This window comes from Phenylobacterium sp. (assembly GCF_036402295.1).
Classification (GTDB): Bacteria; Pseudomonadota; Alphaproteobacteria; order Caulobacterales; family Caulobacteraceae; genus Phenylobacterium.
The window spans coordinates 1-25,997 of record NZ_DASWTE010000056.1; the positions used below are offsets into that span (position 1 = coordinate 1).

General features: G+C 70.3%; 28 protein-coding genes and 1 tRNA gene. 13 read left to right on the top strand and 16 right to left on the bottom strand.

Annotated features, from left to right (window positions below):
• The coding region (locus VGD44_RS03300; RefSeq protein WP_331083833.1) for an enoyl-ACP reductase FabI at positions 1-536 on the top strand (536 nt) is incomplete at its 5' end.
• On the opposite strand, the gene VGD44_RS03305 is transcribed toward VGD44_RS03300, so the two are convergent.
• Genes VGD44_RS03305 through VGD44_RS03315 form a run of 3 tightly spaced genes read right to left on the bottom strand, consistent with a single transcriptional unit; the run spans position 533 to position 3,878 of the window.
• On the bottom strand, positions 533-1,141 hold the full coding sequence (locus VGD44_RS03305; protein WP_331083835.1) for a TetR/AcrR family transcriptional regulator: 609 nt from the start codon (positions 1,139-1,141) through the stop codon (positions 533-535). The genes VGD44_RS03300 and VGD44_RS03305 overlap by 4 nt on opposite strands.
• On the bottom strand, positions 1,142-2,767 hold the full coding sequence (locus tag VGD44_RS03310; protein WP_331083837.1) for a DHA2 family efflux MFS transporter permease subunit: 1,626 nt from the start codon (positions 2,765-2,767) through the stop codon (positions 1,142-1,144).
• A 4-nt stretch (positions 2,768-2,771) separates the two neighbouring features.
• Positions 2,772-3,878: an HlyD family secretion protein gene (locus VGD44_RS03315; RefSeq protein ID WP_331083839.1), complete on the bottom strand. Its 1,107-nt coding sequence runs from the start codon at positions 3,876-3,878 to the stop codon at positions 2,772-2,774.
• 151 nt (positions 3,879-4,029) lie between these two features.
• On the opposite strand from VGD44_RS03315, the gene VGD44_RS03320 reads away from it, so the two are divergent.
• On the top strand, positions 4,030-5,289 hold the full coding sequence (locus VGD44_RS03320) for a UbiH/UbiF/VisC/COQ6 family ubiquinone biosynthesis hydroxylase (protein ID WP_331083952.1): 1,260 nt from the start codon (positions 4,030-4,032) through the stop codon (positions 5,287-5,289).
• 140 nt (positions 5,290-5,429) lie between these two features.
• On the opposite strand, the gene VGD44_RS03325 is transcribed toward VGD44_RS03320, so the two are convergent.
• The 4 genes from VGD44_RS03325 to VGD44_RS03340 all read right to left on the bottom strand — a co-directional run bounded on the left by VGD44_RS03325 (position 5,430) and on the right by VGD44_RS03340 (position 7,842).
• Entirely contained in the window at positions 5,430-5,648 is a 219-nt protein-coding gene (locus VGD44_RS03325; RefSeq protein WP_331083841.1) for a Trm112 family protein, read from the bottom strand.
• Positions 5,649-5,657: 9 nt separating this feature from the next.
• Complete coding sequence (locus VGD44_RS03330; RefSeq protein WP_331083843.1) at positions 5,658-6,314, bottom strand: LON peptidase substrate-binding domain-containing protein; 657 nt, start codon at positions 6,312-6,314, stop codon at positions 5,658-5,660.
• An 18-nt stretch (positions 6,315-6,332) separates the two neighbouring features.
• Positions 6,333-7,250: a co-chaperone YbbN gene (locus tag VGD44_RS03335; RefSeq protein WP_331083845.1), complete on the bottom strand. Its 918-nt coding sequence runs from the start codon at positions 7,248-7,250 to the stop codon at positions 6,333-6,335.
• Between the two features lie 85 nt (positions 7,251-7,335).
• Positions 7,336-7,842, bottom strand: a complete 507-nt coding sequence (locus VGD44_RS03340) for a prolyl-tRNA synthetase associated domain-containing protein (RefSeq protein ID WP_331083848.1) — start codon at positions 7,840-7,842, stop codon at positions 7,336-7,338.
• Between the two features lie 79 nt (positions 7,843-7,921).
• On the opposite strand from VGD44_RS03340, the gene VGD44_RS03345 reads away from it, so the two are divergent.
• Positions 7,922-8,677: a DUF6065 family protein gene (locus VGD44_RS03345; protein ID WP_331083850.1), complete on the top strand. Its 756-nt coding sequence runs from the start codon at positions 7,922-7,924 to the stop codon at positions 8,675-8,677.
• A 90-nt stretch (positions 8,678-8,767) separates the two neighbouring features.
• A tRNA-Gly gene (locus VGD44_RS03350) sits at positions 8,768-8,842 on the top strand.
• A 293-nt stretch (positions 8,843-9,135) separates the two neighbouring features.
• Here VGD44_RS03350 and VGD44_RS03355 read toward each other — a convergent pair.
• The 3 genes from VGD44_RS03355 to VGD44_RS03365 form a co-directional block, all read right to left on the bottom strand.
• On the bottom strand, positions 9,136-10,587 hold the full coding sequence (locus VGD44_RS03355; RefSeq protein WP_331083852.1) for a hypothetical protein: 1,452 nt from the start codon (positions 10,585-10,587) through the stop codon (positions 9,136-9,138).
• A gap of 24 nt (positions 10,588-10,611) precedes the next feature.
• Positions 10,612-12,669, bottom strand: a complete 2,058-nt coding sequence (locus VGD44_RS03360; protein WP_331083854.1) for a caspase family protein — start codon at positions 12,667-12,669, stop codon at positions 10,612-10,614.
• 167 nt (positions 12,670-12,836) lie between these two features.
• Complete coding sequence (locus VGD44_RS03365) at positions 12,837-13,838, bottom strand: YafY family protein (protein WP_331083856.1); 1,002 nt, start codon at positions 13,836-13,838, stop codon at positions 12,837-12,839.
• Positions 13,839-13,924: 86 nt separating this feature from the next.
• On the opposite strand from VGD44_RS03365, the gene VGD44_RS03370 reads away from it, so the two are divergent.
• The gene (locus VGD44_RS03370) at positions 13,925-14,695 is read left to right on the top strand and encodes an NIPSNAP family protein (protein WP_331083858.1); all 771 of its coding nucleotides are present in this window, start codon (positions 13,925-13,927) and stop codon (positions 14,693-14,695) included.
• On the opposite strand, the gene VGD44_RS03375 is transcribed toward VGD44_RS03370, so the two are convergent.
• Positions 14,692-15,276: a CC0125/CC1285 family lipoprotein gene (locus VGD44_RS03375; protein ID WP_331083860.1), complete on the bottom strand. Its 585-nt coding sequence runs from the start codon at positions 15,274-15,276 to the stop codon at positions 14,692-14,694. The genes VGD44_RS03370 and VGD44_RS03375 overlap by 4 nt on opposite strands.
• An 87-nt stretch (positions 15,277-15,363) precedes the next feature.
• Positions 15,364-15,768 (bottom strand): MAPEG family protein, encoded by a 405-nt coding sequence (locus VGD44_RS03380; protein WP_331083862.1) that lies wholly within the window; start codon positions 15,766-15,768, stop codon positions 15,364-15,366.
• Between the two features lie 131 nt (positions 15,769-15,899).
• Between VGD44_RS03380 and VGD44_RS03385 the strand changes: the two genes are divergently transcribed.
• Positions 15,900-16,106, top strand: a complete 207-nt coding sequence (locus VGD44_RS03385) for a KTSC domain-containing protein (RefSeq protein WP_331083864.1) — start codon at positions 15,900-15,902, stop codon at positions 16,104-16,106.
• Here the strand turns inward: VGD44_RS03385 and VGD44_RS03390 are convergent.
• Both VGD44_RS03390 and VGD44_RS03395 read right to left on the bottom strand, forming a co-directional pair.
• The gene (locus VGD44_RS03390) at positions 16,103-17,329 is read right to left on the bottom strand and encodes an argininosuccinate synthase (RefSeq protein ID WP_331083866.1); all 1,227 of its coding nucleotides are present in this window, start codon (positions 17,327-17,329) and stop codon (positions 16,103-16,105) included. The two genes, VGD44_RS03385 and VGD44_RS03390, sit on opposite strands and share 4 nt — an antisense overlap.
• 100 nt (positions 17,330-17,429) lie before the next feature.
• Positions 17,430-19,376 carry a potassium transporter Kup gene (locus VGD44_RS03395; RefSeq protein ID WP_331083868.1) on the bottom strand — a complete coding sequence of 649 codons (1,947 nt, stop codon included), beginning with the start codon at positions 19,374-19,376 and terminating at the stop codon, positions 17,430-17,432.
• 185 nt (positions 19,377-19,561) lie between these two features.
• Here VGD44_RS03395 and VGD44_RS03400 point away from each other — a divergent pair, with 185 nt between their 5' ends.
• Complete coding sequence (locus VGD44_RS03400; protein ID WP_331083870.1) at positions 19,562-20,362, top strand: SDR family oxidoreductase; 801 nt, start codon at positions 19,562-19,564, stop codon at positions 20,360-20,362.
• Positions 20,363-20,405: 43 nt separating this feature from the next.
• Here the strand turns inward: VGD44_RS03400 and VGD44_RS03405 are convergent, their stop codons facing one another.
• On the bottom strand, positions 20,406-21,095 hold the full coding sequence (locus VGD44_RS03405) for a MarC family protein (protein ID WP_331083872.1): 690 nt from the start codon (positions 21,093-21,095) through the stop codon (positions 20,406-20,408).
• A 105-nt stretch (positions 21,096-21,200) separates the two neighbouring features.
• On the opposite strand from VGD44_RS03405, the gene pyrF reads away from it, so the two are divergent.
• The 3 genes from pyrF (at position 21,201) to VGD44_RS03420 (ending at position 23,481) form a co-directional block, all read left to right on the top strand.
• On the top strand, positions 21,201-21,890 hold the full coding sequence (pyrF, locus tag VGD44_RS03410) for an orotidine-5'-phosphate decarboxylase (RefSeq protein ID WP_331083954.1): 690 nt from the start codon (positions 21,201-21,203) through the stop codon (positions 21,888-21,890).
• A 62-nt stretch (positions 21,891-21,952) separates the two neighbouring features.
• The gene (locus VGD44_RS03415; protein ID WP_331083874.1) at positions 21,953-23,017 is read left to right on the top strand and encodes a DUF3500 domain-containing protein; all 1,065 of its coding nucleotides are present in this window, start codon (positions 21,953-21,955) and stop codon (positions 23,015-23,017) included.
• Complete coding sequence (locus VGD44_RS03420) at positions 23,017-23,481, top strand: hypothetical protein (RefSeq protein ID WP_331083876.1); 465 nt, start codon at positions 23,017-23,019, stop codon at positions 23,479-23,481. Before VGD44_RS03415 ends, VGD44_RS03420 begins: the two co-directional genes overlap by 1 nt.
• On the opposite strand, the gene VGD44_RS03425 is transcribed toward VGD44_RS03420, so the two are convergent.
• Complete coding sequence (locus VGD44_RS03425; protein WP_331083878.1) at positions 23,478-23,672, bottom strand: DUF1674 domain-containing protein; 195 nt, start codon at positions 23,670-23,672, stop codon at positions 23,478-23,480. The two genes, VGD44_RS03420 and VGD44_RS03425, sit on opposite strands and share 4 nt — an antisense overlap.
• A gap of 53 nt (positions 23,673-23,725) precedes the next feature.
• Here VGD44_RS03425 and VGD44_RS03430 point away from each other — a divergent pair, with 53 nt between their 5' ends.
• Genes VGD44_RS03430 through rpe form a run of 3 tightly spaced genes read left to right on the top strand, consistent with a single transcriptional unit; the run spans position 23,726 to position 25,995 of the window.
• Positions 23,726-25,009: an RsmB/NOP family class I SAM-dependent RNA methyltransferase gene (locus VGD44_RS03430; protein ID WP_331083880.1), complete on the top strand. Its 1,284-nt coding sequence runs from the start codon at positions 23,726-23,728 to the stop codon at positions 25,007-25,009.
• A complete protein-coding gene (locus VGD44_RS03435; protein ID WP_331083882.1) occupies positions 25,010-25,312 on the top strand; it encodes a hypothetical protein in 303 nt (100 codons plus the stop codon). It abuts the gene before it with no gap.
• Between the two features lie 23 nt (positions 25,313-25,335).
• On the top strand, positions 25,336-25,995 hold the full coding sequence (gene rpe, locus VGD44_RS03440; RefSeq protein WP_331083884.1) for a ribulose-phosphate 3-epimerase: 660 nt from the start codon (positions 25,336-25,338) through the stop codon (positions 25,993-25,995).
• Positions 25,996-25,997: the final 2 nt, after the last annotated feature.

Genomic DNA, 25,997 nt, shown 5'->3' on the forward strand with positions numbered 1-25,997 from the left:
TCCACGCCATCGCCTTCGCCAACAAGGACGAGCTGAAGGGCAGCTTCGTGGACAACACCACCCGCGAGGGCTTCCTGCGGGCGATGAACATCTCGGCGTTCAGCTTCGTCGACTGCGCCCGGCGCGCCTCGGCCCTGATGCCCGAGACCGGCGGTTCGATCCTGACGCTCACCTACATGGGCTCGGAGCGGGCGATCCCGAACTACAACACCATGGGCGTGGCCAAGGCCGCGCTGGAGGCGGCCGTGCGCTATGCGGCGCGCGACCTGGGACCGAAGGGCGTCCGGGTGAACGCGCTGTCGCCCGGGGCGATGAAGACCCTTTCGCTGGCTGGCATCTCCGGCGGCCGCGGCATGCTGTCCAAGGGCCGCTCGCTGTCGGCGATGAAGGAAGACACCTCGATGGAGGGTGTCGCCGGCGCGGCCCTATGGCTGCTGTCCGACCTCGGCCGCTCGACCACCGGAGAGTGCGTACACGTCGACGCCGGCTTCCACATCATGGGCTTCTCGGACGACGAGGAGTCCGCGGCCGGCTAGGGCGTGTAGGCCCGCAGGAACCGCGCCGCCGCTTCCACGGCGATGCCGTCGATGCGGGCCTCGTCCAGTTTCGGATCGACGCCCAGCAGGGTCGCGGTCTGGTGGGAGCCCAGCACCATGCCGGCGAAAAACTCCGCCGCCTGCAGGGGATCCGGGCACGAGAGCCGGCCGGCCTTCGTCTCCAGCTCGAGGAAGGCGGCAAGACGTCTGCGGCTGGCCCGGGCGCCCGCCTCGTAGATCGCCGCGGCCACCTCCGGCATCTCGCCCACGCCCAGGATCGCCATCCGCATGAAGGCCGGTCCCTGCGGCCGCATCACCGCCTGCAGCAGCACGCGGCCGAACTCGGCCAACGCCTCCTCCGGGTGCTCGACAGCGGTGGGCGTATCGAGCGAGGCGGTGATCTCGTGCACCCTTCGGTCCATGACCGCCCGCACCAGGTCGGCCTTGGCGCCGTAGTGGTTGTAGACGGTCTGTTTCGACACGCAGGCCCGGCGCGCGATCTCCTCCACCGAGGCGGCGATGCCGCGCTCGGCGAACACCTCGACTGCGGCGTCGAGGATGGCCTCGTTCTTCGAGACGTCGATCTGGCCGGCGAGGCGCGGCATCTAGTGACCCCCGCCCTGCGGCCGGCCGGTGTCGACCTTCACGGGCCGCGTGAAGAAGGCCAGCGCCATCGCCACCCAGCAGCCCAGGGCGAGCGCCGCAAAAGCGTCGCCGAAGCTCAGCACCGAAGCCTCACGGCGGATCATGGCGCTCATGGCCTTGGCCGCCATCCCTTCGGGATCGGCCGCGCCGCGGGCGCCCATCACCTGGGTCAGGCCGTCCATCAGGCCGGTGCTGGCGGCGTTGGCCGTCGAGGCCGCGGTGGCGATGTCCATGTAGTGGACGGCGGTCTGGTGGCTCAGGATCGTGGTCAGCAGGGCCAGGCCGATGGCGCCGCCCACGTTGCGGATCAGGTTTATCAGCCCCGAGGCGTCCTTCATCATCGTCACCGGCAGCGACGCCACGCTCATCTGCTGGGCCGCGATCATGGCGACCATGGTGCCCAGGCCGCGGGCGACCTGCAGCGTGAAGAACTCCCAGAAGCCCCACTCGTCCGTGACCCGCGCGCCCAGCTGGATCGCCCAAGCGGCGAGCGCGAAGCCCAGGATCATGGAGATGCGCAGGTCCATCATCCGCACGATGCGGCCCGCGATCGGCGCGGAGAGGAACATGGTCAGCCCCGACACCAGCATGGTGTTGCCCACTTCGGCCGACGAGAAGCCGCGCACCTGGCCCAGGAAGATCGGCATCAGGAACGTGCCGCCGAACAGACTGAGTCCCGTCACGAACGTCATGACGATGCCCAGCGAGAAATTGCGGTCGCGGAACGGCGCCAGCGAGACGATCGGCTGCCAGTAGACGAGCTGGCGCCAGATGAAGGCGATCCCCGTCAGCACGGCGGTGACGGTGAGCCAGAGGATCATGCCGTCGTCGAACCAGCCCTCGTCGTTCCCTTCCTCCAGCACGAACTGCATCGAGAGCAGGAACGCCGTCATCAGGCCCAGGCCCCACCAGTCCACGCCCTTCGACAGGCTGGGGTCGCCCTTGTCGAAGTTGGCGTAGCGGCCGACCAGGAAGATCACGAGGAGCCCTACCGGGATGTTGATGAAGAACAGCCAGCGCCAGCTCAGCAGGTCGGTGAGGTGGCCGCCCAGCGTCGGGCCGATGGTGGACGACAGCGTCACGATCAGTCCGACGATGACATTGGCGGTGATGCGCCGCTCGGGCGGGAAGACGGTCATCGCGGTGGCGAACACCGGCGGGATCATCGCGCCCGCGAACAGGCCCTGCAGCGCGCGGAAGACGATCATCATGGCGACGGACGAGGAGAGGCCCACCGCCACCGATGTGATGATGAAGCCGATCACCGCGACCACGTAGAAGTTCCGCGTGCCCCACATCTTGGTCAGGTACGCCGTGAGCGGCATCACCACGACCTCGGCCAGCAGGTAGATGGTCTGCACCCAGCTGATCTCGTCGGCCGTCGCCCCGATGCCCGACTGGATCTGCGTTAGCGAGCTGGCCACGATCTGGATGTCGAGCATGGCCATGAACTGGCCCACGACCATCCCGCCGAAACCCAGGAACACCTTCACCCAATCGACGGGCGCGCCGTCGGCGCCCAGCACGACGGGGACGTCCGCCTTACGGGCCCGCACGGAATCCGGATGGAGGACCGCGTCGGTCACTGGACTACTGGGTGGCGCCTTGGCGCGCGAACCGGGTAGGTCGGCCGCCGGACTCGGCGAACGAGGGGCCGGTGTCGCGGGTCACGTCCACCTTCACCTCCAGCGACAGGCCGGGCCGCAGGCCGCCAGCCAGCTTCTGGTTCGGGTCGATGGCGATCCGCACCGGCAGGCGCTGGGTGATCTTGGTGAAGTTGCCGACGGCGTTCTCCACCGGGATCAGGGCGAACTCGGCGCCGGTGGCCGGGGCGAAGCTCTCGATGCGGCCCTTGATGGCTTCGTCGCCGAAGGCGTCGGCGTGGATCGTCACCGGCTGGCCGATGCGCAGGCGCGCGACCTGTGTCTCCTTGAAGTTGGCGACCACATAGGCGTCGGCCAGCGGCACGAGGCTCATCAGGGCGCCGCCGGGCCGCACGTACTGGCCGACGCGGACGCCCCTGGCGCCGACGACGCCGGCGACCGGCGCGCGGATCTCGGTGCGGGACAGGTCGATGCGGGTCTGCTCGGCCGCGGCGCGGGCGGCGGCGGCCTGGGCCAGGCTCTGGTCCTTCGCCGAGCCCAGCGACTGGGCGACGCGGCGCTCGGCCTCCAGCGCGGCCTTGGCCTGGGAGACGCCGGCGATGGCCTGTTCCTGGGCGTTGCGGGCGGTCTGGGCGCGTTGCGGGGAGACCCAGCCCTCACGGGCCAGCGCGCCGTAGCGCTTGAGCTCCGAGTCGGCCCAGCTCGCCTGGGCGTGGGCGCTTTCCACGGCCGCGGCCTTCTGGGCGATCATCGCCTGCTCGAGGCGGGCCTTGTCGTCGACGGCGGACACCGCCGCCTCCAGCGCCTGGGCGTTGGCCTCGGCCTGCGCCAGGCGGGCCTTGAGCGTCGCGGGATCGATGCGGACCAGCACCTGGCCCGGCCGGACGGCCTGGTTGTCGTCCACCAGCACCTCGGCCACGTAGCCGTCCACCAGGGGGGCGATGGTCACCTTGTCGGCGGCGACGAAGGCGTTGTCGGTCTTCTCGTACTTCTGCTTGTCGATCCACCACAGCCCGCCGCCCACGGCGACGGCCACGGCGGCGACGCCGCCCGCGAGGATGGGAACCAGTCGGCCCTTCTTGATGCCGGCCATGGAGACTCCGCTCCGGACACGAAAAATGGACGCTGGCGTCCAGCCTACCGAAATATGTCCGCGCCGGGTTAGCCGCAAGTGAAGATTGGACGCCACCGTCCAGTTTTTGCCGCGGCTGGACGTCGCGGCGGGTTCGTGGCCTATCCGCGGCATGAGCCCCAATGGCCAGCACGACGCCGACGTCATCATCGCGGGAGCCGGAGTGGCGGGCGCCACCCTGGCGCTGTCGCTGGCCCGGGCTGGCCTGACGCCCGTGCTGATCGACCCCTTGCCGTTCGACGCCCAGCTGGCGCCCACCTTCGACGGCCGGGCCTGGGCGATCGCTTATGCCGCCTACCGCCAGTGGAAAGCGCTGGGGCTGGCCGAGGCGCTGGATCCGCAAGCCCAGCGGATCGAGCAGATCCTGGTCACCGACGACACCACACCTGGCGCGGCGGCCGGCGGGCCCACGCCGTTCTTCCTGCGCTTCGATTCCGAGGAGATCGCCGACCGGTCCGAGGGCGAGCCGCTGGGCTACCTGCTGGAGAACCGCCACGTGCGCGCGGCGCTGGCGGCGGCCATCCAGGAGGCGGGCATCCAGGTGCTGGCGCCGGCGCGCGTGGCCAAGGCGGCGTTCGGTCCGCGCGCGGCCGAAGTCACCCTCGACGACGGGCGGATCCTGCGCGCGCCGCTCGCGGTCGGGGCCGAGGGTCGCGGCTCGGTGATTCGCCATGCGGCGGGCATCGGGGCCATCGGCTGGGACTATCCGCAGACCGGCGTCGTGGCGACCGTGCGGCTGGACCGGCCGCACGCCGGCGTCGCCTACGAGTTCTTCCTGCCCGGCGGCCCGTTCGCCATCCTGCCGCTCACCGACAACCGCGCGAGCCTGGTCTGGACGGAGAGCCCCGCGCGCGGCGCGGCGCTGAAGACGGCGCGGCCGCAGGTCTTCCAGGCGCACCTGGAGCGCCGCTTCGGCGACTTCCTGGGCGAGATCAAGGTCGAGGGGCCGGTGTTCACCTATCCGCTCAGCCTGCAGCTCGCCGAGCGCTTCGTCGCCCCCCGGGCGGCCCTGCTGGGCGACGCGGCGCATGGCGTCCACCCGATCGCCGGCCAGGGGCTGAACCTGGGCCTGAAGGGCGCGGCGGCCCTGGCCGAGGTGCTGGTCGATGCGGCCCGGCTTGGCGAGGACATCGGCTCGGAGGTGGTGCTGGAGCGCTACGCCGCCTGGCGCCGCTTCGACACGGTGACGCTGTCGGCCGGCATGGACCTCTTCGTGCGGCTGTTCTCGAACAACAACCCGCTGCTCCGGGCGGTGCGTGGCGTCGGCATGGCGGCGGTCAACCGCGTCGGCCCGGCCCGGCGCTTCTTCATGCACGAGGCCGGCGGCGCGGTGGGGGATTTGCCGAGGCTGTTGAAGGGCGAGGCGCTGTAGTCCCTCCCTTCATAGGGAGGGAAGGCTCGCCGGAGGCGAGCAGGGTGGGGATGCGTGGGCCAGACGCAGGCGTGGGTGACGATCGAGACTTCCCACCCTGACCGCTTCGCGGTCTGTCCCTCCCCATTAAGGGAGGGAGGTCACTCCCCTTCCCCCAGCTCCCGGGCCTCCTCCGGCAGCATGATCGGCACGCCGTCGCGGATGGGATAGGCCAGCCGGGCGCCCTTGCTGACGAGCTCGCCCTTGTCGCGGTCGTAGGTCAGCGGCCCGTGGGTCACCGGGCAGACGAGGATCTCGAGCAGGCGGGGATCGACATCGCCCAAGACGGACGGGCCCAGCGGAGGTGCGGCTTCGCTCATGGCGTCCCTCTACTGCAGCGAATGGTGCTCGTCATCCGGATCGGAGGCGTCGATCTCGAGCAGGGTGGTCAGCACCTCGAAGCGGCCGGCCAGGTCGGGGGCCTCCAGGAACGCCTGCTTCTCCGCCGGCTCGAAGGGCAGGCCCATGCAGAGGCTGTTGACCAGCGCCTCCAGCGGGGCGTCGTTGGCCGTCTCCCAGTCGATGTCGAGCTCGCGGCGGTTGAGATAGCGCTTCAGGGCGGTGGCGAAGCGGGCGCGGGCCGCCTCACCGGCTTCGGCGTCCTCGTCGCGGCCCAGGTCGCCGCTGAACCGGTCGTACTTGGCCCGCACCTGGCGGTAGGGCATGCGCAGGTCCAGCTCCTCGCCGGTCTCGAACCGGCAGAGGCCGGTGAGCGTGATCAGGTAGCGCCCGTCCGAGGTCTCGGCGTAGCTGGTGATCCGGCCCAGGCAGCCCACCTCGGCCAGCTTCGGCCGCGCGCGGCTGCCGCCGCGGGTCTGGACCATGCCGATCACCCGGTCGCCGGCCATCGCGTCGTCCACCATGTTGAGGTAGCGCGGCTCGAAGATCTGCAGCGGGAGCTCGCCGCCGGGCAGCAAAAGCGCGCCGTCCAGCGGGAACACCGGGATCAGTTGCGGCAGTTCGGCGAGGGTCTTGTAGGGCGCCATGCGGGCCCTTTCTAACGGCTAACTGAACAGAATCGACGACAGCTTGCGGCGTCCCTGCTTGGCGACGTCCGACATCGGACCGGCCGCCTCGAAGACCGTCAGCAGCTGCTTGCGCGCGGCCTGGTCGTTCCACTCGCGGTCGCGGCCGATGCTCTCGATGAGCTCGTCGACCGCCTCCATCATCTTGCCCGAGGCGGCCAGCGCCTTGGCGAGCTCCAGCCGCGCCTCATGGTCGTCGGGATCGGCGGCCAGGCGCTTCTCGAACTCGGCGGTCTCGGAGGGCGCCTCGGCGGCCAGGGCCAGGGCGGCGCGCACGGCGTCGATGTCGGGGTCCTTGGCGTCGGGCGGGGCCATCTCCAGCACCTCGGCCGCCCGCTCCAGGTCTCCTGCCTGCTGGTAGAGCCGCGCCATGCCGCCGATGGCCTTGGCGTTGCCCGGGTCCATCTGCAGCGCCTGGGCGTAGGCCTGCGCCGCGCCGCCCTGGTCGCCGAGGCCCAGCGATTCCTTGGCCATCTCGAGCAGCTCGTCAACGGGCGAGACGCCGGCGCCGGTCTTGGCCAGGCGGTCGACGAACTGCTTCACCTGGCTGTCGGGCAGCGCGCCCATGAAGCCGTCGACCGGCCGGCCGTCCACGAAGGCGAACACCGCCGGGATCGACTGCACCCGCAGCTGGCCCGCGTAGGCGGGGTTGCGGTCGATATCGATCTTCACCAGCTTCACCGCGCCCTTGGCGGCGGTCACCGCCTTCTCGAGCGCCGGCCCCAGCTGGCGGCAGGGGCCGCACCAGGTGGCCCAGAAGTCCACGATCACCGGAACCGTCTTCGACGCCTCGACGACGTCGGCCATGAACGACGCGTCGGTCGCATCCTTGATGAGGTCGGCCGGAACGGCGCCGCTGGCGGCCGGTTGGCCGTGGGTATCCCCGATGAGGGTCATGCCCGAAAGATCCTTGTCGAAAGTCGTTGAACGTCTTGCGCCCAAGATGGTCGCAACTGTGGCCGGCTTCAACGCGTGATGCGGTTCAAGCCACCACGGCCATGGCGGCGAAGTCCACCACCAGCGGCTCGATGCCCAGCGCGGCCAGGAAGGCGCGGAAGCCGTCGCGGGTCACGGTGGTGGTGGCGGTGTTGGTGAGCGGGTGGAAGTTCACGAGGTCGGCCTCGGCCAAGGTGCGGTCCAGCACGAAGCGCACGCGGCGGCTCGTGTCGTTGACCAGGCCGAACGCCGTGACCGAGCCGGGCGCCACGCCCAGGGTCTCGGCCATCAGCTCGGCATTGCCGAACGACAGGCGCGCCGAGCCGATCACCAGGTGCAGCCGCTTCAGGTCGATCTGCGCGTGCCCCTCGGCCGAGACCAGCCAGAGCTGGCCCTTGGCGTCCTTGAGGAACAGGTTCTTGGTGTGGGCGCCCGGGATGTCCTCCTTGATCGCCCCGCTCTCGCCCACCGTGAACACGGCGGGGTGGTCGTAGGTGGTCTGGGAGACGCCGTGGGCGGCCAGGAACGCGAGGAGATCGTCTTTCGTCTTCATCGCCGCCCTGATAGCCGAACTGGACGCGAAGGCGAGGGGGGCATTATGGGTCGCGGGCCGAGCTGCCGCCGAGGTTTCCATGGAACTTGAGTGCTATCCCACCGTCAGCCGCGACGTGACGCCGCCCGAGATCGTGCCGGGCCGGCCGCAACGCGCGTGGATGGACAAGTTCCTGGCGCGCCACCCCTACCGCTGCCTGCCGCTGACCATGGCGAACACGAGCGGCTGGGAGATCCTCTGCCCCGTCGCGTTCACGGCCGAGTGGAACGGCGGGCTGATGCAGGAGGACATCAAACTCACGCCCGACCGGCCGCACCCGCATTTCCACCACTACGTCTCGAGCCACTTCAGCCACGGCGTGGTGACCTTCCACGCGGGCTATCTGTTCCGCACGCCGCCCGGCTGGTCGATGATGGCGATGGGCGCGCCCAACCACGTGAAGGACGGCATCCAGCCGCTGGCCGGTGTGGTCGAGACCGACTGGCTGCCCTTCCCGTTCACGATGAACTGGCTTTTCACGCGGCCGGGCAAGGTGCGGTTCGAGAAGGGTGAGCCCTTCTGCTTCATCACGCTCATCCAGGACCACACGCTGCATGAGATCCAGCCGGTGATCCGGCAGCTCGATTCCAACCCCGAGCTGCGACACCAGTACGACGTCTGGGAAAAGCACCGCTCGGAGTTCAACAAGAAGATCTTCCGCGGCGACCCGGAGGCCACGAAGGAGGCCTGGCAGCGCTACTACTTCAAGGGCGAGTACCCCGAGGAAGTCGCCGCCCCCGCGCCTGAGGGCCACGTCAACAAGCGCCGCCTGAAGACCCCGCGCATCGGCCGCTGAGACTGCGACGGGAGGCCGCTTGCAAACCGGAAAACGGTCTGCCATAAGGCCGCCTCTCGCACGGGGGCCCGCCAAAAGCCCCCACGGAGCGCGGGCGTAGCTCAGGGGTAGAGCACAACCTTGCCAAGGTTGGGGTCGGGCGTTCGAATCGCCTCGCCCGCTCCATTTTCCAGAATTCGGAAGCGTTGGACGGTCCTTCAGGGACCGCTTCCGCGCGCAAGAAGGCCAGGTGATCCAGCGCCGCCGCCATGGTCGAGGAATCGACCGCCGCCGGTCATGCGCTGGCGCGCGAGGATGGCGTGGCCGCTGGCCACCGAGGCGTCGGTGAAGGCGGCGCATCCCGACGGTCAGCGGCGCTTCTACCGCTTCGCCGGCGGCCCTCGCCCTGCTGCTGATGGGCCGGCTCACCCTAAAGGGCGCAATCCTTGGCGGCGCTGACGCGCCTCGACGCCGGCCGCCTAGCCCAGACCCATCCGTTCCAGCATTGCGTAGAAGACGCTTTCCTGGCGTTGGGTGGTCTGGATGTCGGTCATCAGGGCCGAGAGGCGGCCCTTGCCGTTGTCTCGGGCGGCGATCACCGACTGGTTGTAGGCGCGGATGTTGGTCGGGCCCTGCACGGCGGGCGTCGCCGCGGGCGGACCGGCCTTGGCCGGCGGACCCTTGCCGCGTCCCCCCTTGCCGGGCGGGGTGGCGGCCGCAGGCGGCCCTGCCCCAGCAGCGCCGAGGTCGGCGGCGCGGACATAGCCGGGCGTACCGGCCACGTCGATCTCGTACCAGCCGCCGTCGGGGCCCGACTTGGGCGACAGGGCGCGCCCCGCCGGCAGGTTCATCACCGAGTCCGAGGAGGCCACCGGCGCCGAGCGCACGACCGTGGCGCGCAGGGTGACGAGGCCCTGCGGCGGCGGCGCGGCGGCGGGCCCGGTGTTACTGACCTGCTGAACCTGCGCCTGCTGGCCGCTGCCCTTGGGCATCGCCAGCTTGGTGACCGAGGCGGACGTCGCGTAGGCCGGCGCCTGGCCGCCCAGCACGTCGGCTTCGGACGCCCCATCGGTCATGGCGCGGCCCTGGGTGAAGGTCTTGGCCATGCCGGTGTGCTGGTCGACGACGCCGCCGGTGACGTCGATGTCCTTCTTCAGCGCGCCCAGCAGGTCGGTGCGCTCGCGGCGGATCGCCTTGCGGTCCTTGTCGGTCGAGGCGCTGGCCAGGCGGGTGTTGATGTCGCCGAGCTGGGCGGCGCGGCATTCCACCAGCGCCTGGCCGCTATCGGCGATCTGCCGGCTGACCGACAGCTGACGGCCGGCGTCCTGGTCGATGTTGAACGAGGCGCGCCGCAGGTCGCCGCCGGCTTCCTGCTCCTTCAGCTTCGCATAGGCGTCGGCCGTCGCCACGATGGCCACCAGCACGGCCAGGGCCGCATAGGCCTTCATGTTGTCGCCGCCGCCCGAGAAGCCGATGCCGCTGACGCCCGGCACGTTCAGGCCCATGGCGCCGCTCAGCATGTCCTGGCCGAACATCAGGCCCGCCGGGCTCGCACCCGCCGGGGCGCCGCCCTGGGCCGCCTGCTGTTGGGCCGCGTTCTGCATGGCCATGTTGGCGACGCCGCCGATCAGGCCGCTGGCGCCGCCGAACCCGCCGCCGAAGCCGCCGCCACGGCCGCCGAGCCCGCCGCTCATCGCGCCCTTGGCCAGCACCATGGCGCCGGTCTTCAGGCCCTCGCCGATGGCGGCGCTCATCTTCGACTTCTTGAGGTCGTCGTATTCCTTGTCGAGCTTCACCAGCGGCGCGCGCTGGGCCTCGCAGGCGTTGAGGATGGCGTCCTTGCCGCCCTTCTGCGCCCAGGCGGGCTGAACGTTCAGGCTGAGCAGGGCGATCGCACTGACGGTCACCCGGAAGCGTCGCGAATTGAACATCGTAACCCCCATCCCATCCTATCCTTACCGCACGCCGAGCCTCTCGAGCTCGCCGCGCGATGCGTCGTCGCCGCCCTCGGCGGCCTTGCGGTACCAGTCGATCGCTTTCCGGCGGTCGGCGCGCACGCCCTGGCCGGTCTCGTACATGATGGCCAGGTTGCGCATGGCGAGCACGCTCCCGCGGTCGGCGGCGGCCTGGAACAGGCGCACCGCCTCGGCCGGATTGGCGCGCACGCCGGCGCCGCGCGCCGTCATGCTGCCCAGGCCGAGATAGCCGCGCGCGTCGCCGGCGTTGGCGGCCGCCCGGTAGTATTCCGCGGCGCGGGCGTAGTCCTGCGGCAGGCCGGCGCCGGTCTCCAGCATCACGGCCAGGCTGGACATGCCCTCGCTGTTCCCGAGCTCGGCGGCGCGCTGGTACCAGGTCGCAGCCTGGACCTCGTCCTTGGCCACCGCCTCGCCGTCCTCGTAGGCGTAGCCCAGGCGCACCATGGCGTCGGTGTCGCCCGCCGTGGCGGCGCGCTGGTAGAGGCCGAACGCGCGGCGCGCATCGCGCGGCACGCCCCGGCCCTGTTCGTAGAGGTCGGCCAGCTGGGCGATCGACGGGCCGTCGCCGGCGTCCACCGCCTTCTGCAGCCAGCCGGCCGCCTGACGCGGATCGGTCGGCGCGCCGCGGCCGCGCAGGTAGGCTTCGGCCAGCATGCCCATGGCCGAGGCCGAGCCTTTGTTGGCCGCCTGCTGCAGCCACCTGAAGCCGGCCGCCTCGTCCTTCTCGGTCCCGAAGCCATTGAGGCGGCAAAGACCCCAGTTGACCATGCCGCCGGAATGGCCGGCCTCGGCCGAGGCCTTGAACCAGCGGGCGGCGGCGTTCACGTCCTTGGCCGCGCCCCGGCCGGTCAGCGACATGACGCCCAGGTTGTACATGGCCGCGCCGTTGCCCTGGTTGGCCGCGGCGGTCCAGTCGCGCAGCGCCGAGCGGTAGTCGCCGCGGGCGAACGCCTCGCGGGCCGCCACCACCAGCTCCTGGCCGGGGGCCGCCGAGCGCGAAGCCACCTGGAACGAGCCCGCCGGCAGCTTCTCGATCGCCTTGATGCGGTTGAACGCCAGCTTGCGGAACGAGCCGGTGATCTCGCCGCGGTCCTGGGCGTCCATGTAGGCCTTGAAGTCGGCCGGGTCGTCGGAGTCCTTGATCGACTGCCAGAAGACCTGGTCCTTCTCCCACTTGATCTTCGTGAGGTCGGCGGCGGGCGCGGCGGCCTGCCGGGCCGGCCCGTTCGGGTCGAAGCTCCAGTGGACGTTGGGCCAGATGCCTTGAAGGTCGGGCGTCTGGTCGCCCTCGGTCATCCGCTCGACCTCGGCCTGCACGTAGCTGGGCAGCTCGCCCACGGTGATTCCAGGCCGCGTCATGCCCTGGGTGAGCGCGATGGCGAACGGGCTGTTGGCCGACCCGGAAACGCCGTCCTGGGCCACCTGGCCGGGGGCCGCGGCCATCAGGGTCACGACGGCGGCGCTGTTGGGACCGGCTTCGCGCGCCAGCCCGCGGGTGTTGCCGCCCAGACTGCGGGTGGCGGTGGGGTTGTTGCGGCAGGCGTCGAGGATGATCAGCCGCACCGACTTCGCGCCCGCCAGGGACTGGCCCAGGCTGGCGGATTCAAGCGAGCTGGCGGTCAGGGCGGTCTTGCTTGTGGAGATGGCGTCCTTGGGCAGCAGGTAGTTCACGCCGTCGATCATGGCGCCGTGGCCGGCGTAGTAGATCACCGCGGCCTCGGACCCCTTGGCGGCCTGCTCGAACTGGCCCAGGCCTTCGATCAGCTGAATCCGGGTGGGATCGGTGAGCACCGTCACTTGGAATCCCAGCTTCTGCAGCGTCGCCTGCACCAGCTTGGCGTCCTTGGCCGGGTTGGTGAGCGCCGGCACTTTCTCGTACTTCGAGACGCCGACAATCAGGGCGACGCGCTGCGCCGCCCACGCGCCGCCGGCGAGCGACACATTGACCGCGACCGCCACCACGATGGCGGTCCAGCCCCTGCGAAAACGGCGCGGCCTATCGGCCCGCATGAGCACACCCTCCAGCCCAGCGCTCACATCATACTCCAAAAAGCCAAACACAACCGCAGAGGTCGGATCAAGCCGACCTCGGACACATTGCTATTCGAGATCGGCGACCGCTTGGACGCGCCGCGGCCGAGACTTCACGCAAAAGTGGCCGAGTGCGTCGCCTCGACAGAAAATTCTCTTGCCTGTTCCACGCATTAACCCCCCGTTCGGGGGGGTAGGTCCTGCGAAAATGTGGGGGGAAGGTAGATATCCGCCAGCTTCCGCGCGGCCTCGGCCATCGCGGCGCGCAGCTCGGTCGGGTCCAGCACTTCGACCTCGTCGCCGAGCCGCAGGAGGGTGGCTACGGCCTCCGAGCCGGTCTCGATGGGGATGGTCACCTCGCGGCGTCCGGCGGCGTCCGGCGGGCCGGCGTCCCGCACGGCGAGCGCGATGGCCTGGCTCTCGCGGCCCAGGCGCCGGAGCGCGCTGTCGGTTGCCTTGAGCCGCGCCTCGCCGGCCTGCATGCGCGCCTCGTACTCGTCGCAGAACCTGGTCCAGTAGGCCGCGAGGTCGAACTCCGGCGGCGGCTGGGCCGCGTCCTCCAGCACCTCGAGCGACAGGATGCTGGCCACCCGGTAGGTCCGCGGCTGGCCATCGACGCCGGCCACCAGGTACCAGACGCCGGCCTTCAGCACGACGCCCAGCGGCTCGACCTCGCGGTCCACCACCCGCGCCCAGCTGTCGTAGCGCAGCCGCACGCGCCGGCCGCTCCAGACCGCCACCGCCAGCTCGGGGAGCAGGGCCTGTTCGTCGGCGCCCTTGAACCAGGACACGGGGTCGAGGTGGAAGCGGGCGCCGACCCGCTCGGCGTCACCGCGGGTCTGGTCGGGGAGGGCGGCCAGCAGCTTCAGGCGCATCCGCTGCAGCGCCTCGCCGAGGCCCAGCTGTGCGGCCGCGCCCGGCAGACCCGCCAGGAACAGCACCTCGGCCTCGCCGCGGTCCAGACCGGTCAGTCGCGTGCGGTAGCCGTCCAGCAGCCGGAAGCCGCCATTGCGCCCCTTCTCGGCGTAGATCGGCACGCCCGCCGCCGAGAGCTCGTCCACGTCGCGGTAGATGGTCCGCACCGAGACCTCGAACACCTCGGCCAGCTCGCGCGCCGTCGCCTGGCCGCGGGCCTGAAGGGTGAGCAGGATCGAGAGGAGGCGGCTGGCCAGCATCTTTTCGGACCATGCGCCAGGAAAGCTGACATCGGATGTCACCTATCGTGGCGCAGAACGGGCGCCGCATGCAACAGGAGGCGCCGTTGAAGGCTCTAGGGATCGCGATGGGTGTTCTGGCGCTGGGCGCGGGCCAGGCCGGCGCCGAGGTGCTGGAGGTGCGGCAGTATCGGATCACGCCGGGCGGCCGCGACGGCTTCGTCGCCCTCTTCGAGCGCGAGTTCGTGGAGACTCAGGAGGCCGCGGGGATTGCGCTGCTGGGCCAGTTCCGCGACCTGGACGACCCGAACCGCTTCACCTGGATCCGCGCCTTCCCCGACATGGCGGCGCGCGAACAGGCGCTGACGGCCTTCTATTCGGGACCGTTGTGGAAGGCGAAGCGCGAGGAGGCCAACGGCTTCATCCTCGATAGCGACAACGTGCTGCTTCTGAGGCCGGCGGGCCTCGGCCAGGGGTTCAAGGCGCCACCGCCACGGGCCGCTCCGGGTGCGCCGCCGAGGCCCGGCGTGGTGATCGCCAACCTCTGGCGGCTCTGGGCCGAGCCCGACACGGAGTTCGCCGCCTTCTTCGAGACGACCGTGAAGCCCGAACTGGAGGCCGCCGGCCTGCCGGTCATCGCCGCCTTCCTGCCGGTGCGCGAGCCAAACAGCTTCCCGCGGCTGCCCGTCCGCGAGGGCGAGAAGCTGTTCGTCTGGTTCACTCGCGCCGACAGCGCCGAGGCCTACGCGGCGGCGGTGAAGCGCCTCGAAGCGCGACCGAACTGGAAAGCCCGGGTCGCGCTCCTGCTGGCCGACCGCCTCGAAAGCCCGCCGCTCGTGCGCCGGCTCGCGCCGACGCCCCGCTCGGCCCTGCGCTAGGTCTTCGGCTGCGGGTACTGCACCCGGGGCCGCAGGTTGTCGATCACCGCGCGGGCGTCGAAGGCCTTGGGATCGCCCTCGGGCTTCCTGCCGCGCTCCATGACGATCTCGGCCGAGGCCTCGAACCGCTCGACGGTGCGGATGTCGACGCGGTCGGCCCAGAAAGGATCGCCCCAGAAGGGATCCCAGGTGTGCCAGCCGAAGCCGCGCCCGTAGTAGCGCCAGGAGGGCCGCCAGAACCCGTACGACCCGTACCAGGGCCGGTAGAACGGGTCGGGTTCGACGTAGCTGCGCACCTTCTTGTCGGTGTCGCGGTCGACCACGGCGAACCAGTCGTAGCCGTTCTGCACGGTGAGCTCGGCGGCGCGGAAGAGCAGGTAGCCCTCCACCGTCTCGCGGCTGGTGAGCGAATTGCCGGCGAAGTTCACGCGGAAGCGGTTGGGCTCCAAGCGGAGCTCGGAATAGCCGCCCTGGGTCGCGCCGCTTCGGACAACGGGCTGGTAAGGCGTCGGTGTCGCGCACGCCGCAAGACCTGCGGAGAGGGCGACCGCAACGGCGAATGCAATGGTTTTCCTGGACATGTCACGATCTCGAACTCGGACGTCCCCCTGATAGGGAAACGTATGTTTCACAACACTTCGCCGCAATTGTGGTTGCTGCGTTGCAGATCAGGCTCCGGTGACCGCGAGCACATAGATGACGCGCCCCAGGGACCCGAAGAGAAGTACGCCCACGGCCAGCGCCTGGATCATGAAGCCGGTCTCGCGCTTCTTCGGGTCGGCGACGTAGCCCAGCTGGTAGAGGATCCGCCCCACGATCCAGATCAGGCCCACGATCGCGGCGACCAGGTCGCTCCAGTAGATCGCGAACAGCCAAAGCGGGACCAGGAACAGCGGCAGCCACTCCAAGGTGTTGTAGTGCGCCCGGATGGTGCGCTCGAGCACCGGGTCGCCGGTCATGCACGGCGCGGCGATCCCGCACTTGGCCCGCGCCCGGCCCACCATCAGTCCCATCCAGAAGTAGGTCAGCAGCGCCAGCAGCGTGACGATGGCGACGTAGGCGTGCGACTGCATTGGATCTTCCCCGAAGGCGGCGAACGAGCTTCGCCTTGTGTTGGGGGGACCTTGGCGCCATCCGGGGGCGAGGGGAACCGCCGTGCGCGCGGCGCGCTCTTGGCGGGTCAGACCCGTTGGGAGCGAGCGCCATGGACGTGGACTCCGCAGCCATCCAGACGATCGACTACGACAACGAGCGTGCAAAGCTGTTCGTCCGCTTCGTCAGCGGCGAGCGCTACGTCTATGTGGGCGTGCCCGCCGAGGTGTGCCGCTCGTTCCTGGACGCGGACTCGAAAGGCCACTTCTTCCACGCCGAGATCCGCGACCAGTACCCGTACAACCGGCTGGACAGCTAGCCCCGCTTGTCCCGCTTTGCCGCCACGCGCAGGCGCAGGGCGTTGAGCTTGATGAAGCCCGCCGCGTCGCGGTGGTCGTAGGCGACCTTGCCTTCCTCGAAGGTGACCAGCTCCTGGTCGTACAGGGAGTAGGGCGAGGTGCGGCCGATGACGGTGACGCCTCCCTTGTAGAGCTTCACCCGCACCTGGCCGGTGACGTTCTTCTGGGAGAGGTCGATGGCCGCCTGCAGCATCTCGCGCTCGGGCGAGAACCAGAAGCCGTTGTAGATGAGCGACGCGTACTTCGGCATCAGCTCGTCCTTCAGGTGCATGGCGCCGCGGTCCAGCGTGATGCTCTCGATGCCGCGGTGGGCGTGCAGCAGGATCGTGCCGCCGGGCGTCTCATAGACGCCGCGCGACTTCATGCCGACGTAGCGGTTCTCCACGAGGTCGAGGCGGCCCACGCCGTTGTCGTGCCCGAGCTGGTTCAGCTTGGTCAGCAGGGCGGCCGGAGACAGCTTCTGGCCGTCGATGGCGACGGGGTCGCCGTTTTCGAAGTCCATGGTGAAGACGGTGGGGGTGTCGGGCGCGGCCTCGGGCGCGATCGTGCGCATGTGCACGAACTCGGGCGCCTCGACGGCCGGGTCTTCCAGCACCTTACCTTCGGACGACGAGTGCAGGAGGTTGGCGTCGACGCTGAACGGCGCCTCGCCGCGCTTGTCCTTGGTGATCGGGATCTGGTGCTTCTCGGCGAAGTCGAGCAGCGCTTCGCGGCTCTTGAAGTCCCACTCGCGCCAGGGGGCCACGACGCGGATGTCGGGCTCGAGCGCGTAGTAGGCCACCTCGAAGCGCACCTGGTCGTTGCCCTTGCCGGTCGCGCCGTGGGCGACGGCGTCGGCGCCGATCTTCCGGGCGATCTCGATCTGCTTCTTGGCGATCAGCGGCCGTGCGATCGAGGTGCCCAGCAGGTACTGGCCCTCGTAGACCGTGTTGGCGCGGAACATCGGGAAGACGTAGTCGCGCACGAACTCCTCGCGCACGTCCTCGACGAAGGCGTGCTCGGGCTTCACGCCCAGGGTGATCGCCTTGTGGCGCGCGGGCTCCACCTCCTCGCCCTGACCCAGGTCGGCCGTGAAGGTCGCCACCTCGGCGCCCAGCTCGGTCTGCAGCCACTTGACGATGGTGGAGGAGTCCAGGCCGCCGGAGTAGGCGAGGACGACGCGCTTGACGGGCTTTTCGGCCATGGCGGGGGAAGGCTTTCGAGGAGTGGGTGAGGGAAGTCGCGCGCCTTTAAGGGGCAAAGGGCGACGGGTTCAAGACCTTCCCTCCCCATTAAGGGAGGGACTAGACCGTGACCTGGGTGCCCATCTCGACCACGCGGCCCGGCGGGATCTTGTAGAAGTCCGTCGGGTTGGCGGCGTTCTTCATCAGGAAGATGAAGAGCTTGTCCTGCCAGAGCGGCATGCCGGACTGGGCCGAGGGCACGACGCTTCGTCGGCCGAGGAAGAACGACGTCGCCATGATATCGAACTTCAGCCCCTGCTTGCGGCAAAGGCCCAGCGCCTTCGGCAGGTTCGGGCTCTCCATGAAGCCGTAGCCGATGATCACCTTCTTGAAGTCGTCGTTCACTGGCTCGATCCGCACCCGGTCGTCGTCGCGCACTCGCGGCGTCTCGGCGGTGTGGATGGTCAGGATGATGTTCTTCTCGTGCAGCACCTTGTTGTGCTTGAGGTTGTGCATCAGCGCGACCGGCGCCGTGTCGGGGTCGGAGGTCAGGAAGATCGCCGTGCCGGGCGCCCGGTGCGGCGCCCGCGCCTTGAGGATGTCGGCCAGCTCGGCCAGCGAGACCGAGTCGCGGCGGGTCTTCTCGGTGAGGATCGCCGCACCTCGGTTCCAGGTCCACATGATCACCACCAGCGCCCCGCCCAGCACCAGCGGCAGCCACGCGCCCTGCGGGATCTTCAGGAGGTTCGAGGAGATGAACACAACGTCCAGCGAGGCGAACGCCGCCGAGGCGCAGAACGCCTGCCAGACGGGCCGCTTCCACATGTAGCGGACGATGTAGAAGAACAGCAGCGTGTCGACGAACATCGCCCCGGTCACCGCGATGCCGTAGGCGGCGGCCAGGTTCGACGAGGTCCGGAACATCACCAGGAGGACCAGGACGCCGATCAGGAGCACGTTGTTGACCAGCGGCACATAGATTTGCCCGGCCTGGGTCTCGGACGTCCGGCGGATGTCGATGCGCGGGAAGAGACCCAGCTGCACGGCCTGCTGGGTCATCGAGAAGGCGCCCGTGATCACCGCCTGGCTGGCGATCACCGTGGCGGCGATCGAGAGCAGCCAGACGGGCCAGTAGGCGACCTCGGGGATCATCAGGAAGAACGGATTGGCCCGCGCGTCGGGGTGGGACAGCACCAGGGCGCCCTGGCCCAGGTAGTTCAGCACCAGCGAAGGCAGCACCAGCGCCACCCAGGCGGCCTGGATCGGCTTCTTCCCGAAGTGGCCCATGTCGGCGTAGAGCGCCTCAGCCCCGGTCACCGCCAGGAAGACGCTGCCCAGGATGATGAAGCCCAGGAAGCCGTTCTGGATCAGGAAGACGACGCCGTAGTGCGGCGAAAGGGCCCGGAAGACGGACAGGTCGTCGCCGATATGGATCAGGCCGAGGACACCCAGGGTCACGAACCAGATGGCCGTGATCGGGCCGAAGAGGCGCGCCACGCTGGCCGTGCCGCGCGCCTGGATCAGGAACAGAGCCACCAGGATGGCCATCGACGCGGGCAGGACGAACCTAGCGAGCCGCGGGCCTATCCCGGGAATTTCCTTCATGCCCTCCATCGAGCCCAGCACCGACACCGCCGGGGTGATGATGCCGTCGGCGTAGAACAGCGCCGCACCGAACATGCCGAGCAGGAAGATGACCAGCGACCGCCCGCCGGGGCTGACCCGCTGCGCGAGCGCCATGAGCGCGAGCGTGCCGCCCTCGCCCTTGTTGTCGGCCCGCATGAGGAAGATCACGTACTTGACCGTGACGATCAGGATCAGCGCCCAGGTCACCAGCGAGACGACGCCGAGCACGGCCATCTCGCCGCCTCCGCCGCCGCGACTGTGCGCCAGCGCCTCGCGCATCGCGTAGAGCGGGCTGGTCCCGATGTCGCCGAAGACGACACCCACGGAACCGAGCGCGAGAGCCCAGAAGCCCTCCTTCCCGTGTCCCTCGGGCGCGTGCCCGTTCACAGGGTGCGACGTGTCTTCGGACGCCTTTTGAGCGTCGACGGCCTGGTCAGCCATCCAAAATCTCCGGGAAACCCGAGAGGGGCTCCCAAGGCGGCCCTATGCCGTCGCGGCGGGCGCGAATACACCCAATCCGGACACCATTCAATCGCACGGCTCGGCGTGACGTGCGACGTGCAAGCGCAGCCTTGAACGGTTCAGCCCGCGCCGTAGTTTCGGCGCTCGCGCGTCAGGGGAGAAGAATGGACCGCAAGCTGGCGCTGGTGACGGGCGCTTCGGCCGGGATCGGCGCCGCCTTCGCGCGTATCCTGGCGAGCCACGGCTACGACCTGGCGCTCACCGCGCGGCGCATCGAGCGGCTGGACGCACTGGCCGAGGAGGTGCGCCTCCGCTACGGCGTGGAAACCCTCACCGTCGCCGCCGACCTGGCCGACCCGGAAGCGCCCGGCCACGTCCTCGACCACCTCACCGCCCACGGGCGCACCGTCGACTGCCTGATCAACAACGCCGGCTACGGCCTGCCCGGGACCTATGGCGAGACGCTCTGGCAGGAGCAGGCCGCGTTCGTGCAGGTGATGGTGACCGCGCCCTGCGAACTCGCGCACCGGGTGCTGGGCGGGATGCGGCAGCGGCGGTTCGGCCGCATCGTCAACGTCGCCTCGCTGGCCGGCCTGCTGCCGGCGGCGGCGGGGCACACACTGTACGCGGCCTCGAAGGCCTTCCTGGTCCGCTTCTCCCAGAGCCTGCACCTGGAACTGGCCGGCGAGGGCGTCCACGTCACCGCGCTCTGCCCCGGGTTCACCTACACCGAATTCCACGACGTCAACGGTACGCGCGAGCTGACCGCGTCCTCGACGCCCGCCTGGCTGTGGCTGGGCGCTGACGAGGTGGCGGCCGCCGGTTACGAGGCCATGGAGGCCAACCGCCCCGTCTGCGTCCCCGGCGCGCCCAGCAAGGCCATCGCGGCCCTGGCCAAGGCGATCCCCGAGGACTGGGCGCTCGCGCTCATGGCCAGCCAGGGCGCGCGGTTCCGGAAACTCTGACGCCTCCTCTCCCTCTCCGCTTCGCGGGGGGAGAGGAGGTCAGTCAGTGTCCGCCGTACGGGTTCGCCACGCCAGGTCGGATGAAGCCGGTCGTGCTCTCCGCGAACCCCGCCAGGATGAACTGGATCGCCAGGGCGCAGAGGATCAGGCCCAGCACCCGCACCACGATCGTGAGGCCGATGCGGCCCAGGATGCGGCTGAGGATCGGCGTGGCCAGGAACGACAGCAGGGTGGCGACGGCCACCGCGCCGATCACGCCCACGCCGACGGCCGCGCCCTGGAGGCCGTAGACCCGCGCCTGGCTGGCGTAGATGACCACCGTCGAGATCGCGCCAGGCCCGATCAGGAGCGGCATGGCGAATGGCACGATCATCCGCTCGAATCGTTTGCGGGCGAAGGCGCGGCCGGAGCCCACCGGGGCGTCGGCGGCCTCGGTATAGGTGGCGGTGAAGTCGTCGCGGGCCATTTCCAGGCCCAGCAGGAACAGGATGACGCCGCCTGCGATCCGGAACGCGGGCAGCGAGATGCCGAAGAACTCCAGCAGGCTGAGGCCCGAGAAGTAGAAGAAGGTCAGGAAGCCCAGGACGAACAGCGAGATGTAGAGCGCGATCCAGGCCCGGTCGCGCGACTTGGCGCCCGCGGTCGCGGCGGCGAAGAGCGGCACATTCCCAATCGGATCGATCAGGGCGAACAGCGCGACGAAGAAGTTGACCGCGAACTCGGCCTGGCTCATCAGGGGGTCTTAGCCCAAATCGCCAACTGCGGAACACCCCGGCCGGGGTCCGCCTGCTCACGGAGCCACGCCATGGCCGCCGCCGCCACGCTCGCGCAATCCCCCGTGAAGGCCGATCCCCGCCTGATCGTGCCGCTGGACCTGCCCAGCGTCGACGAGGCCCGGGCCATGGCCGAGATGCTGGGTGACGCGGTCAGCTTCTACAAGGTGGGCCTCGAGCTCTTCGCCTCCGACGGCATGGCTCTGGCGCGCGAGCTGAAGGCCGCGGGCAAGCAGGTGTTCCTGGACTGGAAGCTGCACGACATCGGCACGACGGTGCAGCGGGCGGCGTCTGTGCTGGCCCAATCCGGCTGCGACTTCCTCACCGTGCACGGCGAACCGCAGGTGATGGCCTCGGCGGTGCGCGGCAAGGGCGGCTCGAACCTGAAGATCCTGGCGGTGACCGTGCTCACCAGCCTGTCGGACGAGGACCTGGCCGAGGTCGGCTACCACGAGACCGCCCGCGCCCTCGTCGAGCGGCGCATCCACCAGGCGATCGCCGCCGGCTGCGACGGGGTGATCTCCAGCCCGCACGAGGCGGCGCTCGCCCGCGCGCTCGGCGGCAAGGACTTCCTGGTGGTGACCCCGGGCGTGCGGCCCGACTGGTCGGCCAAGAACGACCAGGCCCGCGCCGCCACCCCGCTGGAGGCGCTGCGCGCCGGCGCCAGCCACATCGTCTGCGGCCGCCCCATCACCGCGGCGAATGATCCCCACGCGGCGGCGCGGCGCGTGGCGGGCGAGATGAGCGGGGCCTAACGCCTCCCAATTGCGACGTTCGCCGAACCCGCTACGTTGCTGGGCGTGGGCGGGGGACAATCATGACGAAGACCTGGCTGCCGGCGGCGCTGGCTGTCGCCACCGGTCTGGCCCTCGCGACGGGGGCTCGCGCGGAGGATCCACAGCCCTGCAGCAGCGCGCCGGGCGGCGCGGGGCCGGCCGCCGGCGCGGCGAAGACGTTCCTCGAGAGCCTCGGTCCGCTCCAGCGGACCGTCACGGTCCGGAGCTACAGCAAGCCCGCCGCCACGCGGTGGTCGAACCTTCCGATCGTGCTGGCGCCGCGGGTCGGCGTCCGCCTGGGCGATCTCACGCCCGCCCAGACGACGGCGGTGAACGCCCTCCTGGCCACGGCGCTCAGCCATTGCGGGATCGAACTGCTCGACGGCATCCGCGCGGCCGACGGCATGCTGAAGCCGCTGGACAATCGCGGCATCGGCTGGGATCCCGCCAACTACTTCATCACCTTCATCGGCGAGCCTTCGGCCGACAAGCCGTGGAGCCTCAAGGTCGACGGTCACCACGTCGCCTACAACATCACCTTCAACGCCGCGCGCGTGAGCGCCACGCCCCTGTTCGACGGCGTCGAGCCGGTGGAGTTCAAGGTGGGCGACCGGACCTACGAGCCCCTTGCGCCGCAGGCTGGGGCGATGCGTGCGCTCGCGACGGCCGTCGCGGGGTCGCCGGCCGCCAAGCTGGAGGGCGAATTCAGGGATGTCACGCGCGGCTCGACCCCGGACGGCGACACCAATTTCCCAATCAGCTATCCGACCGGCAAGGCGGGCCGCGGCGTCAGCTATGCGGCGTTGACGCCAGCCCAGCAGGCGCTGGTGCGCGCGGCGATGACGCGGTGGGTGGACCTGCCGAACGGCGCGATCTCTAGGCCGCTAATGGCCGAGTACGCCACGGCGGCGGCCATGGCGGAGACCTACGTGGGCGTGGCGGGTAGCCCGGACCTGGCCAAGCCCGGCTCGTACGTCCGCATCGACGGCCCGCGGATCTGGATCGAGTTCATCGTCCAGCCGGCCGTCGCCGACCCCGCCAAGGTTCACTACCACACCATCTGGCGCGACAAGCTGGCGGACTACGGCGGCGCGTTCGCGCACTGATGCGGCGGCGCGGGTTCCTGGCCGGCGCGATCATCTGCGTCCCCTTCGCCCAGGCTTGGGCGCACGCCATGCCGAACTCGACGCTGGTCGTGGAGTTGCTGCAGGGCGCGGTCCGTCTGGTCGCCAGAATTCCCACGTCCGAACTGGGGGCTGTGCTGGAGCGCGGGCGGCCGGCTGACCGCTACGTTGGCGAACACGCAGATATTTTCGGAGCCGACGGCCGGACCTGGACCGCGGAGGTCGGGCCGGTGGCGGCGTCCTCTGCCCGCGAGCATCCCGGCGTCGTCGTCGAACTGCTGTTCAAGCCGCCGGTCGGCGCCGCCACAAAAGCTGCGACGCTGCGCTACGACGCGGTGAACCACCGGGTCGCGAGCCACTATGTGCTGGTCTATCGCCGCATCGGCGAACAGCTCGTGCCGCTCGGCCGGCTGCAGTCCCCGGCCACGGAGCTGAAGCTGTCTTAGAAGTCCACCGCCAGGCCCTTGCGTTCCCAGTCGCCGAAGCGAGTGGGCTCGGGGCCCTTGGGGCCCCCCTGTTCGGGCTCGCGGGCGGCTTCCGCCTCGGCAGCATGGCGCTGGGCGGCCTCTTCCAGCGCACGCCGAGCGGCGGGGCTGAGGTCCTTGCCGGGGGCGGCGTTGGGCGGCGGATCGTCCATGGCTTCGATCTAAGCCCTTGCGCCGCGACGCGCCAGCGGGCACGCCGCGCCGCGTGAACGATAACGAAGACATTCCCGGGCTTCCCGCCCGCGCCGCCGCCCTCGATCTCCTGGGGACCGCCCTCTCCCGCCGCGCAGGCCTCGACGAGGGCCTGAACCACCCGGCCATGGCGGCGCTGGCCCCCCGCGACCGCGCGTTCGCCCGCGCGCTGGTCATGGCGACGCTGCGCCACCTCGGCCCCATCGACGCGGCCCTGCAGGCGAAGATCCGGAAGCCGCCGCCTGAGCGGATCGTGAACGTGCTGCGCCTGGGCGCGGCCCAGCTGCTGGTGCTGAAGACGCCGCCGCACGCCGCCGTGGGCGCCACCGTCGACCTCGCCGCGGCCCAGAAGGGCGGCCAGGCGTTCAAGGGCTTGGTCAACGCCGTGCTGCGCGGCTTCACCCGCGAGCCCGTGGCGCTGGACGATCCGGCGCTGTTTGCCCCGCAGTGGCTCGCCGCCCGCTGGGCCGCCGCGTTCGGCGCTGACGAGGCGCGCGCGGTCGCCGCCCTGATCGCCGCCGAGCCGGCCACCGACCTGACCCTGCAGGACCCCGCCGACGCCGCCGAGCTCGCGCCCGAGCTCGAGGCGGAGGTGTTGCCGGCGGGCAGCCTGCGCGTGGGCTTGAAGGGCGAGGTCTCGGCGTGGCCCGGGTTCGACGCGGGCCGCTGGTGGGTGCAGGACGCCTCCGCCGCGGTCCCGGCCCGCCTGCTGAACATCCAGCGCGGCGAGACCGCGGTCGATCTCTGCGCCGCGCCGGGCGGCAAGACGCTGCAGCTCGCCGCCGCCGGGGGCAAGGTGGTCGCCGTCGACCGCTCGGCGGGCCGCATCAAGCGCGTCTCGGAGAACCTCGCCCGCACCGGTCTCGGGGCCGAAGTGATCGTGGCCGACGCCGCCGAGTGGCGCGACAGCCGCACCTTCGACGGCGTGCTGCTGGACGCGCCCTGCTCCGCCACCGGCACCTTTCGCCGCCACCCCGACGTGCTCTGGGTCGCGAGCCCGGCCGACATCCCCAAGCTCGCCCAGGTGCAGGCGAAACTGCTCGACAGCGCCGCGCGCCGCGTGAAGCCCGGCGGCCGCCTCGTCTACTGCGTCTGCTCCCTGGAGCCCGAGGAGGGCGAGGGCCAGGTGGCGGCCTTCCTGGCGCGCACGCCAGGATTCGCGCTGGATCCCATCGCCCCCGGCGAAGGCGGCGCGCCCGAGGCCTCGCTACGTGAGGACGGCACGCTGCGCATCCTGCCGCACCATCGCGTGGGTGGGACCGACGGCTTCTACGTGGCGCGGTTGCGGAGGACCTAGGTGCTGGCGCTGCTGATGGCGGCCGCCGTGACGTGGGGCGGGTTCGAGGACTTCCCTCAGGCCACGCCCGAGATGCGGGCCATGCCGCTCGGCGTCCGCACCCTCATCGAGCGGCGCGCCTACTGCAATCACTGGTGGGGCGAGTACGCCTACGACGGCCCGCGTGGCCGGCAGATCAACGAAGCCCTCCGCGAACTTCGCTGCAGCACTGTGGCGCGAGAAGACCGCCGCCTTCGCCGTCGCTACGCCAAGGCGCCGGGCATTCTGAAGGCCCTGGACGAAACGCGAGATTGGCTACCGTAGGCGCATCGCGCTAACCAAGGCGCATGGCCAAGCCTGTCATCATCGCCCCATCGATCCTCGCGTCGGACTTCGCGCGCCTCGGGGAAGAGGTTCGCGCCATCGAGGCGGCCGGCGCCGACTGGGTCCACGTCGACGTGATGGACGGCCACTTCGTGCCCAACATCACCATCGGCCCTGACGTCGTGAAGGCGCTCCGCCCCCACGCCAAGATTCCGTTCGACTGCCACCTGATGATCGCCCCGGCCGACCCGTACATCGAGGCGTTCGTCGCCGCCGGCGCCGACTATGTCAGCGTCCACCCGGAGGCCGGGCCGCACCTCAACCGCACGCTGAAGCAGATCCGCAAGCTGGGGGCCAAGGCGGGCGTGGTGTTCAACCCGTCGACCGACCCGTCGGTGATCCAGTGGATGATGGACGAGGTCGACCTGATCCTCGTGATGTCGATCAACCCAGGCTTCGGCGGCCAGACCTTCATGCATTCGCAGCTCCGGAAGATCGAGGCGCTGCGCAAGATGATCGACGCCGAGGGGCGCGACATTCCCCTCGAGGTGGATGGCGGGGTCACGCCCGAGACCGCGCCCCTGTGCATCGCCGCCGGCGCCACCGCGCTGGTGGCCGGAACCGCCGTCTTCCGCGGCGGGGCGGAGCGTTACGCCGCCAACATCGCAGCCCTGCGCGGCTGATC

Coding starts and splice junctions, on each gene's coding strand:
- VGD44_RS03305 (WP_331083835.1), bottom strand. CDS start 1,141: ATGCCGCGCCTCGCCGGCCAGATCGACGTCTCGAAGAACGAGGCCATC.
- VGD44_RS03315 (WP_331083839.1), bottom strand. CDS start 3,878: ATGGCCGGCATCAAGAAGGGCCGACTGGTTCCCATCCTCGCGGGCGGC.
- VGD44_RS03320 (WP_331083952.1), top strand. CDS start 4,030: ATGAGCCCCAATGGCCAGCACGACGCCGACGTCATCATCGCGGGAGCC.
- VGD44_RS03325 (WP_331083841.1), bottom strand. CDS start 5,648: ATGAGCGAAGCCGCACCTCCGCTGGGCCCGTCCGTCTTGGGCGATGTC.
- VGD44_RS03330 (WP_331083843.1), bottom strand. CDS start 6,314: ATGGCGCCCTACAAGACCCTCGCCGAACTGCCGCAACTGATCCCGGTG.
- VGD44_RS03335 (WP_331083845.1), bottom strand. CDS start 7,250: ATGACCCTCATCGGGGATACCCACGGCCAACCGGCCGCCAGCGGCGCC.
- VGD44_RS03340 (WP_331083848.1), bottom strand. CDS start 7,842: ATGAAGACGAAAGACGATCTCCTCGCGTTCCTGGCCGCCCACGGCGTC.
- VGD44_RS03345 (WP_331083850.1), top strand. CDS start 7,922: ATGGAACTTGAGTGCTATCCCACCGTCAGCCGCGACGTGACGCCGCCC.
- VGD44_RS03355 (WP_331083852.1), bottom strand. CDS start 10,587: ATGTTCAATTCGCGACGCTTCCGGGTGACCGTCAGTGCGATCGCCCTG.
- VGD44_RS03365 (WP_331083856.1), bottom strand. CDS start 13,838: ATGCTGGCCAGCCGCCTCCTCTCGATCCTGCTCACCCTTCAGGCCCGC.
- VGD44_RS03375 (WP_331083860.1), bottom strand. CDS start 15,276: ATGTCCAGGAAAACCATTGCATTCGCCGTTGCGGTCGCCCTCTCCGCA.
- VGD44_RS03380 (WP_331083862.1), bottom strand. CDS start 15,768: ATGCAGTCGCACGCCTACGTCGCCATCGTCACGCTGCTGGCGCTGCTG.
- VGD44_RS03385 (WP_331083864.1), top strand. CDS start 15,900: ATGGACGTGGACTCCGCAGCCATCCAGACGATCGACTACGACAACGAG.
- VGD44_RS03390 (WP_331083866.1), bottom strand. CDS start 17,329: ATGGCCGAAAAGCCCGTCAAGCGCGTCGTCCTCGCCTACTCCGGCGGC.
- VGD44_RS03395 (WP_331083868.1), bottom strand. CDS start 19,376: ATGGCTGACCAGGCCGTCGACGCTCAAAAGGCGTCCGAAGACACGTCG.
- VGD44_RS03400 (WP_331083870.1), top strand. CDS start 19,562: ATGGACCGCAAGCTGGCGCTGGTGACGGGCGCTTCGGCCGGGATCGGC.
- VGD44_RS03405 (WP_331083872.1), bottom strand. CDS start 21,095: ATGAGCCAGGCCGAGTTCGCGGTCAACTTCTTCGTCGCGCTGTTCGCC.
- VGD44_RS03415 (WP_331083874.1), top strand. CDS start 21,953: ATGACGAAGACCTGGCTGCCGGCGGCGCTGGCTGTCGCCACCGGTCTG.
- VGD44_RS03420 (WP_331083876.1), top strand. CDS start 23,017: ATGCGGCGGCGCGGGTTCCTGGCCGGCGCGATCATCTGCGTCCCCTTC.
- VGD44_RS03425 (WP_331083878.1), bottom strand. CDS start 23,672: ATGGACGATCCGCCGCCCAACGCCGCCCCCGGCAAGGACCTCAGCCCC.
- rpe (WP_331083884.1), top strand. CDS start 25,336: ATGGCCAAGCCTGTCATCATCGCCCCATCGATCCTCGCGTCGGACTTC.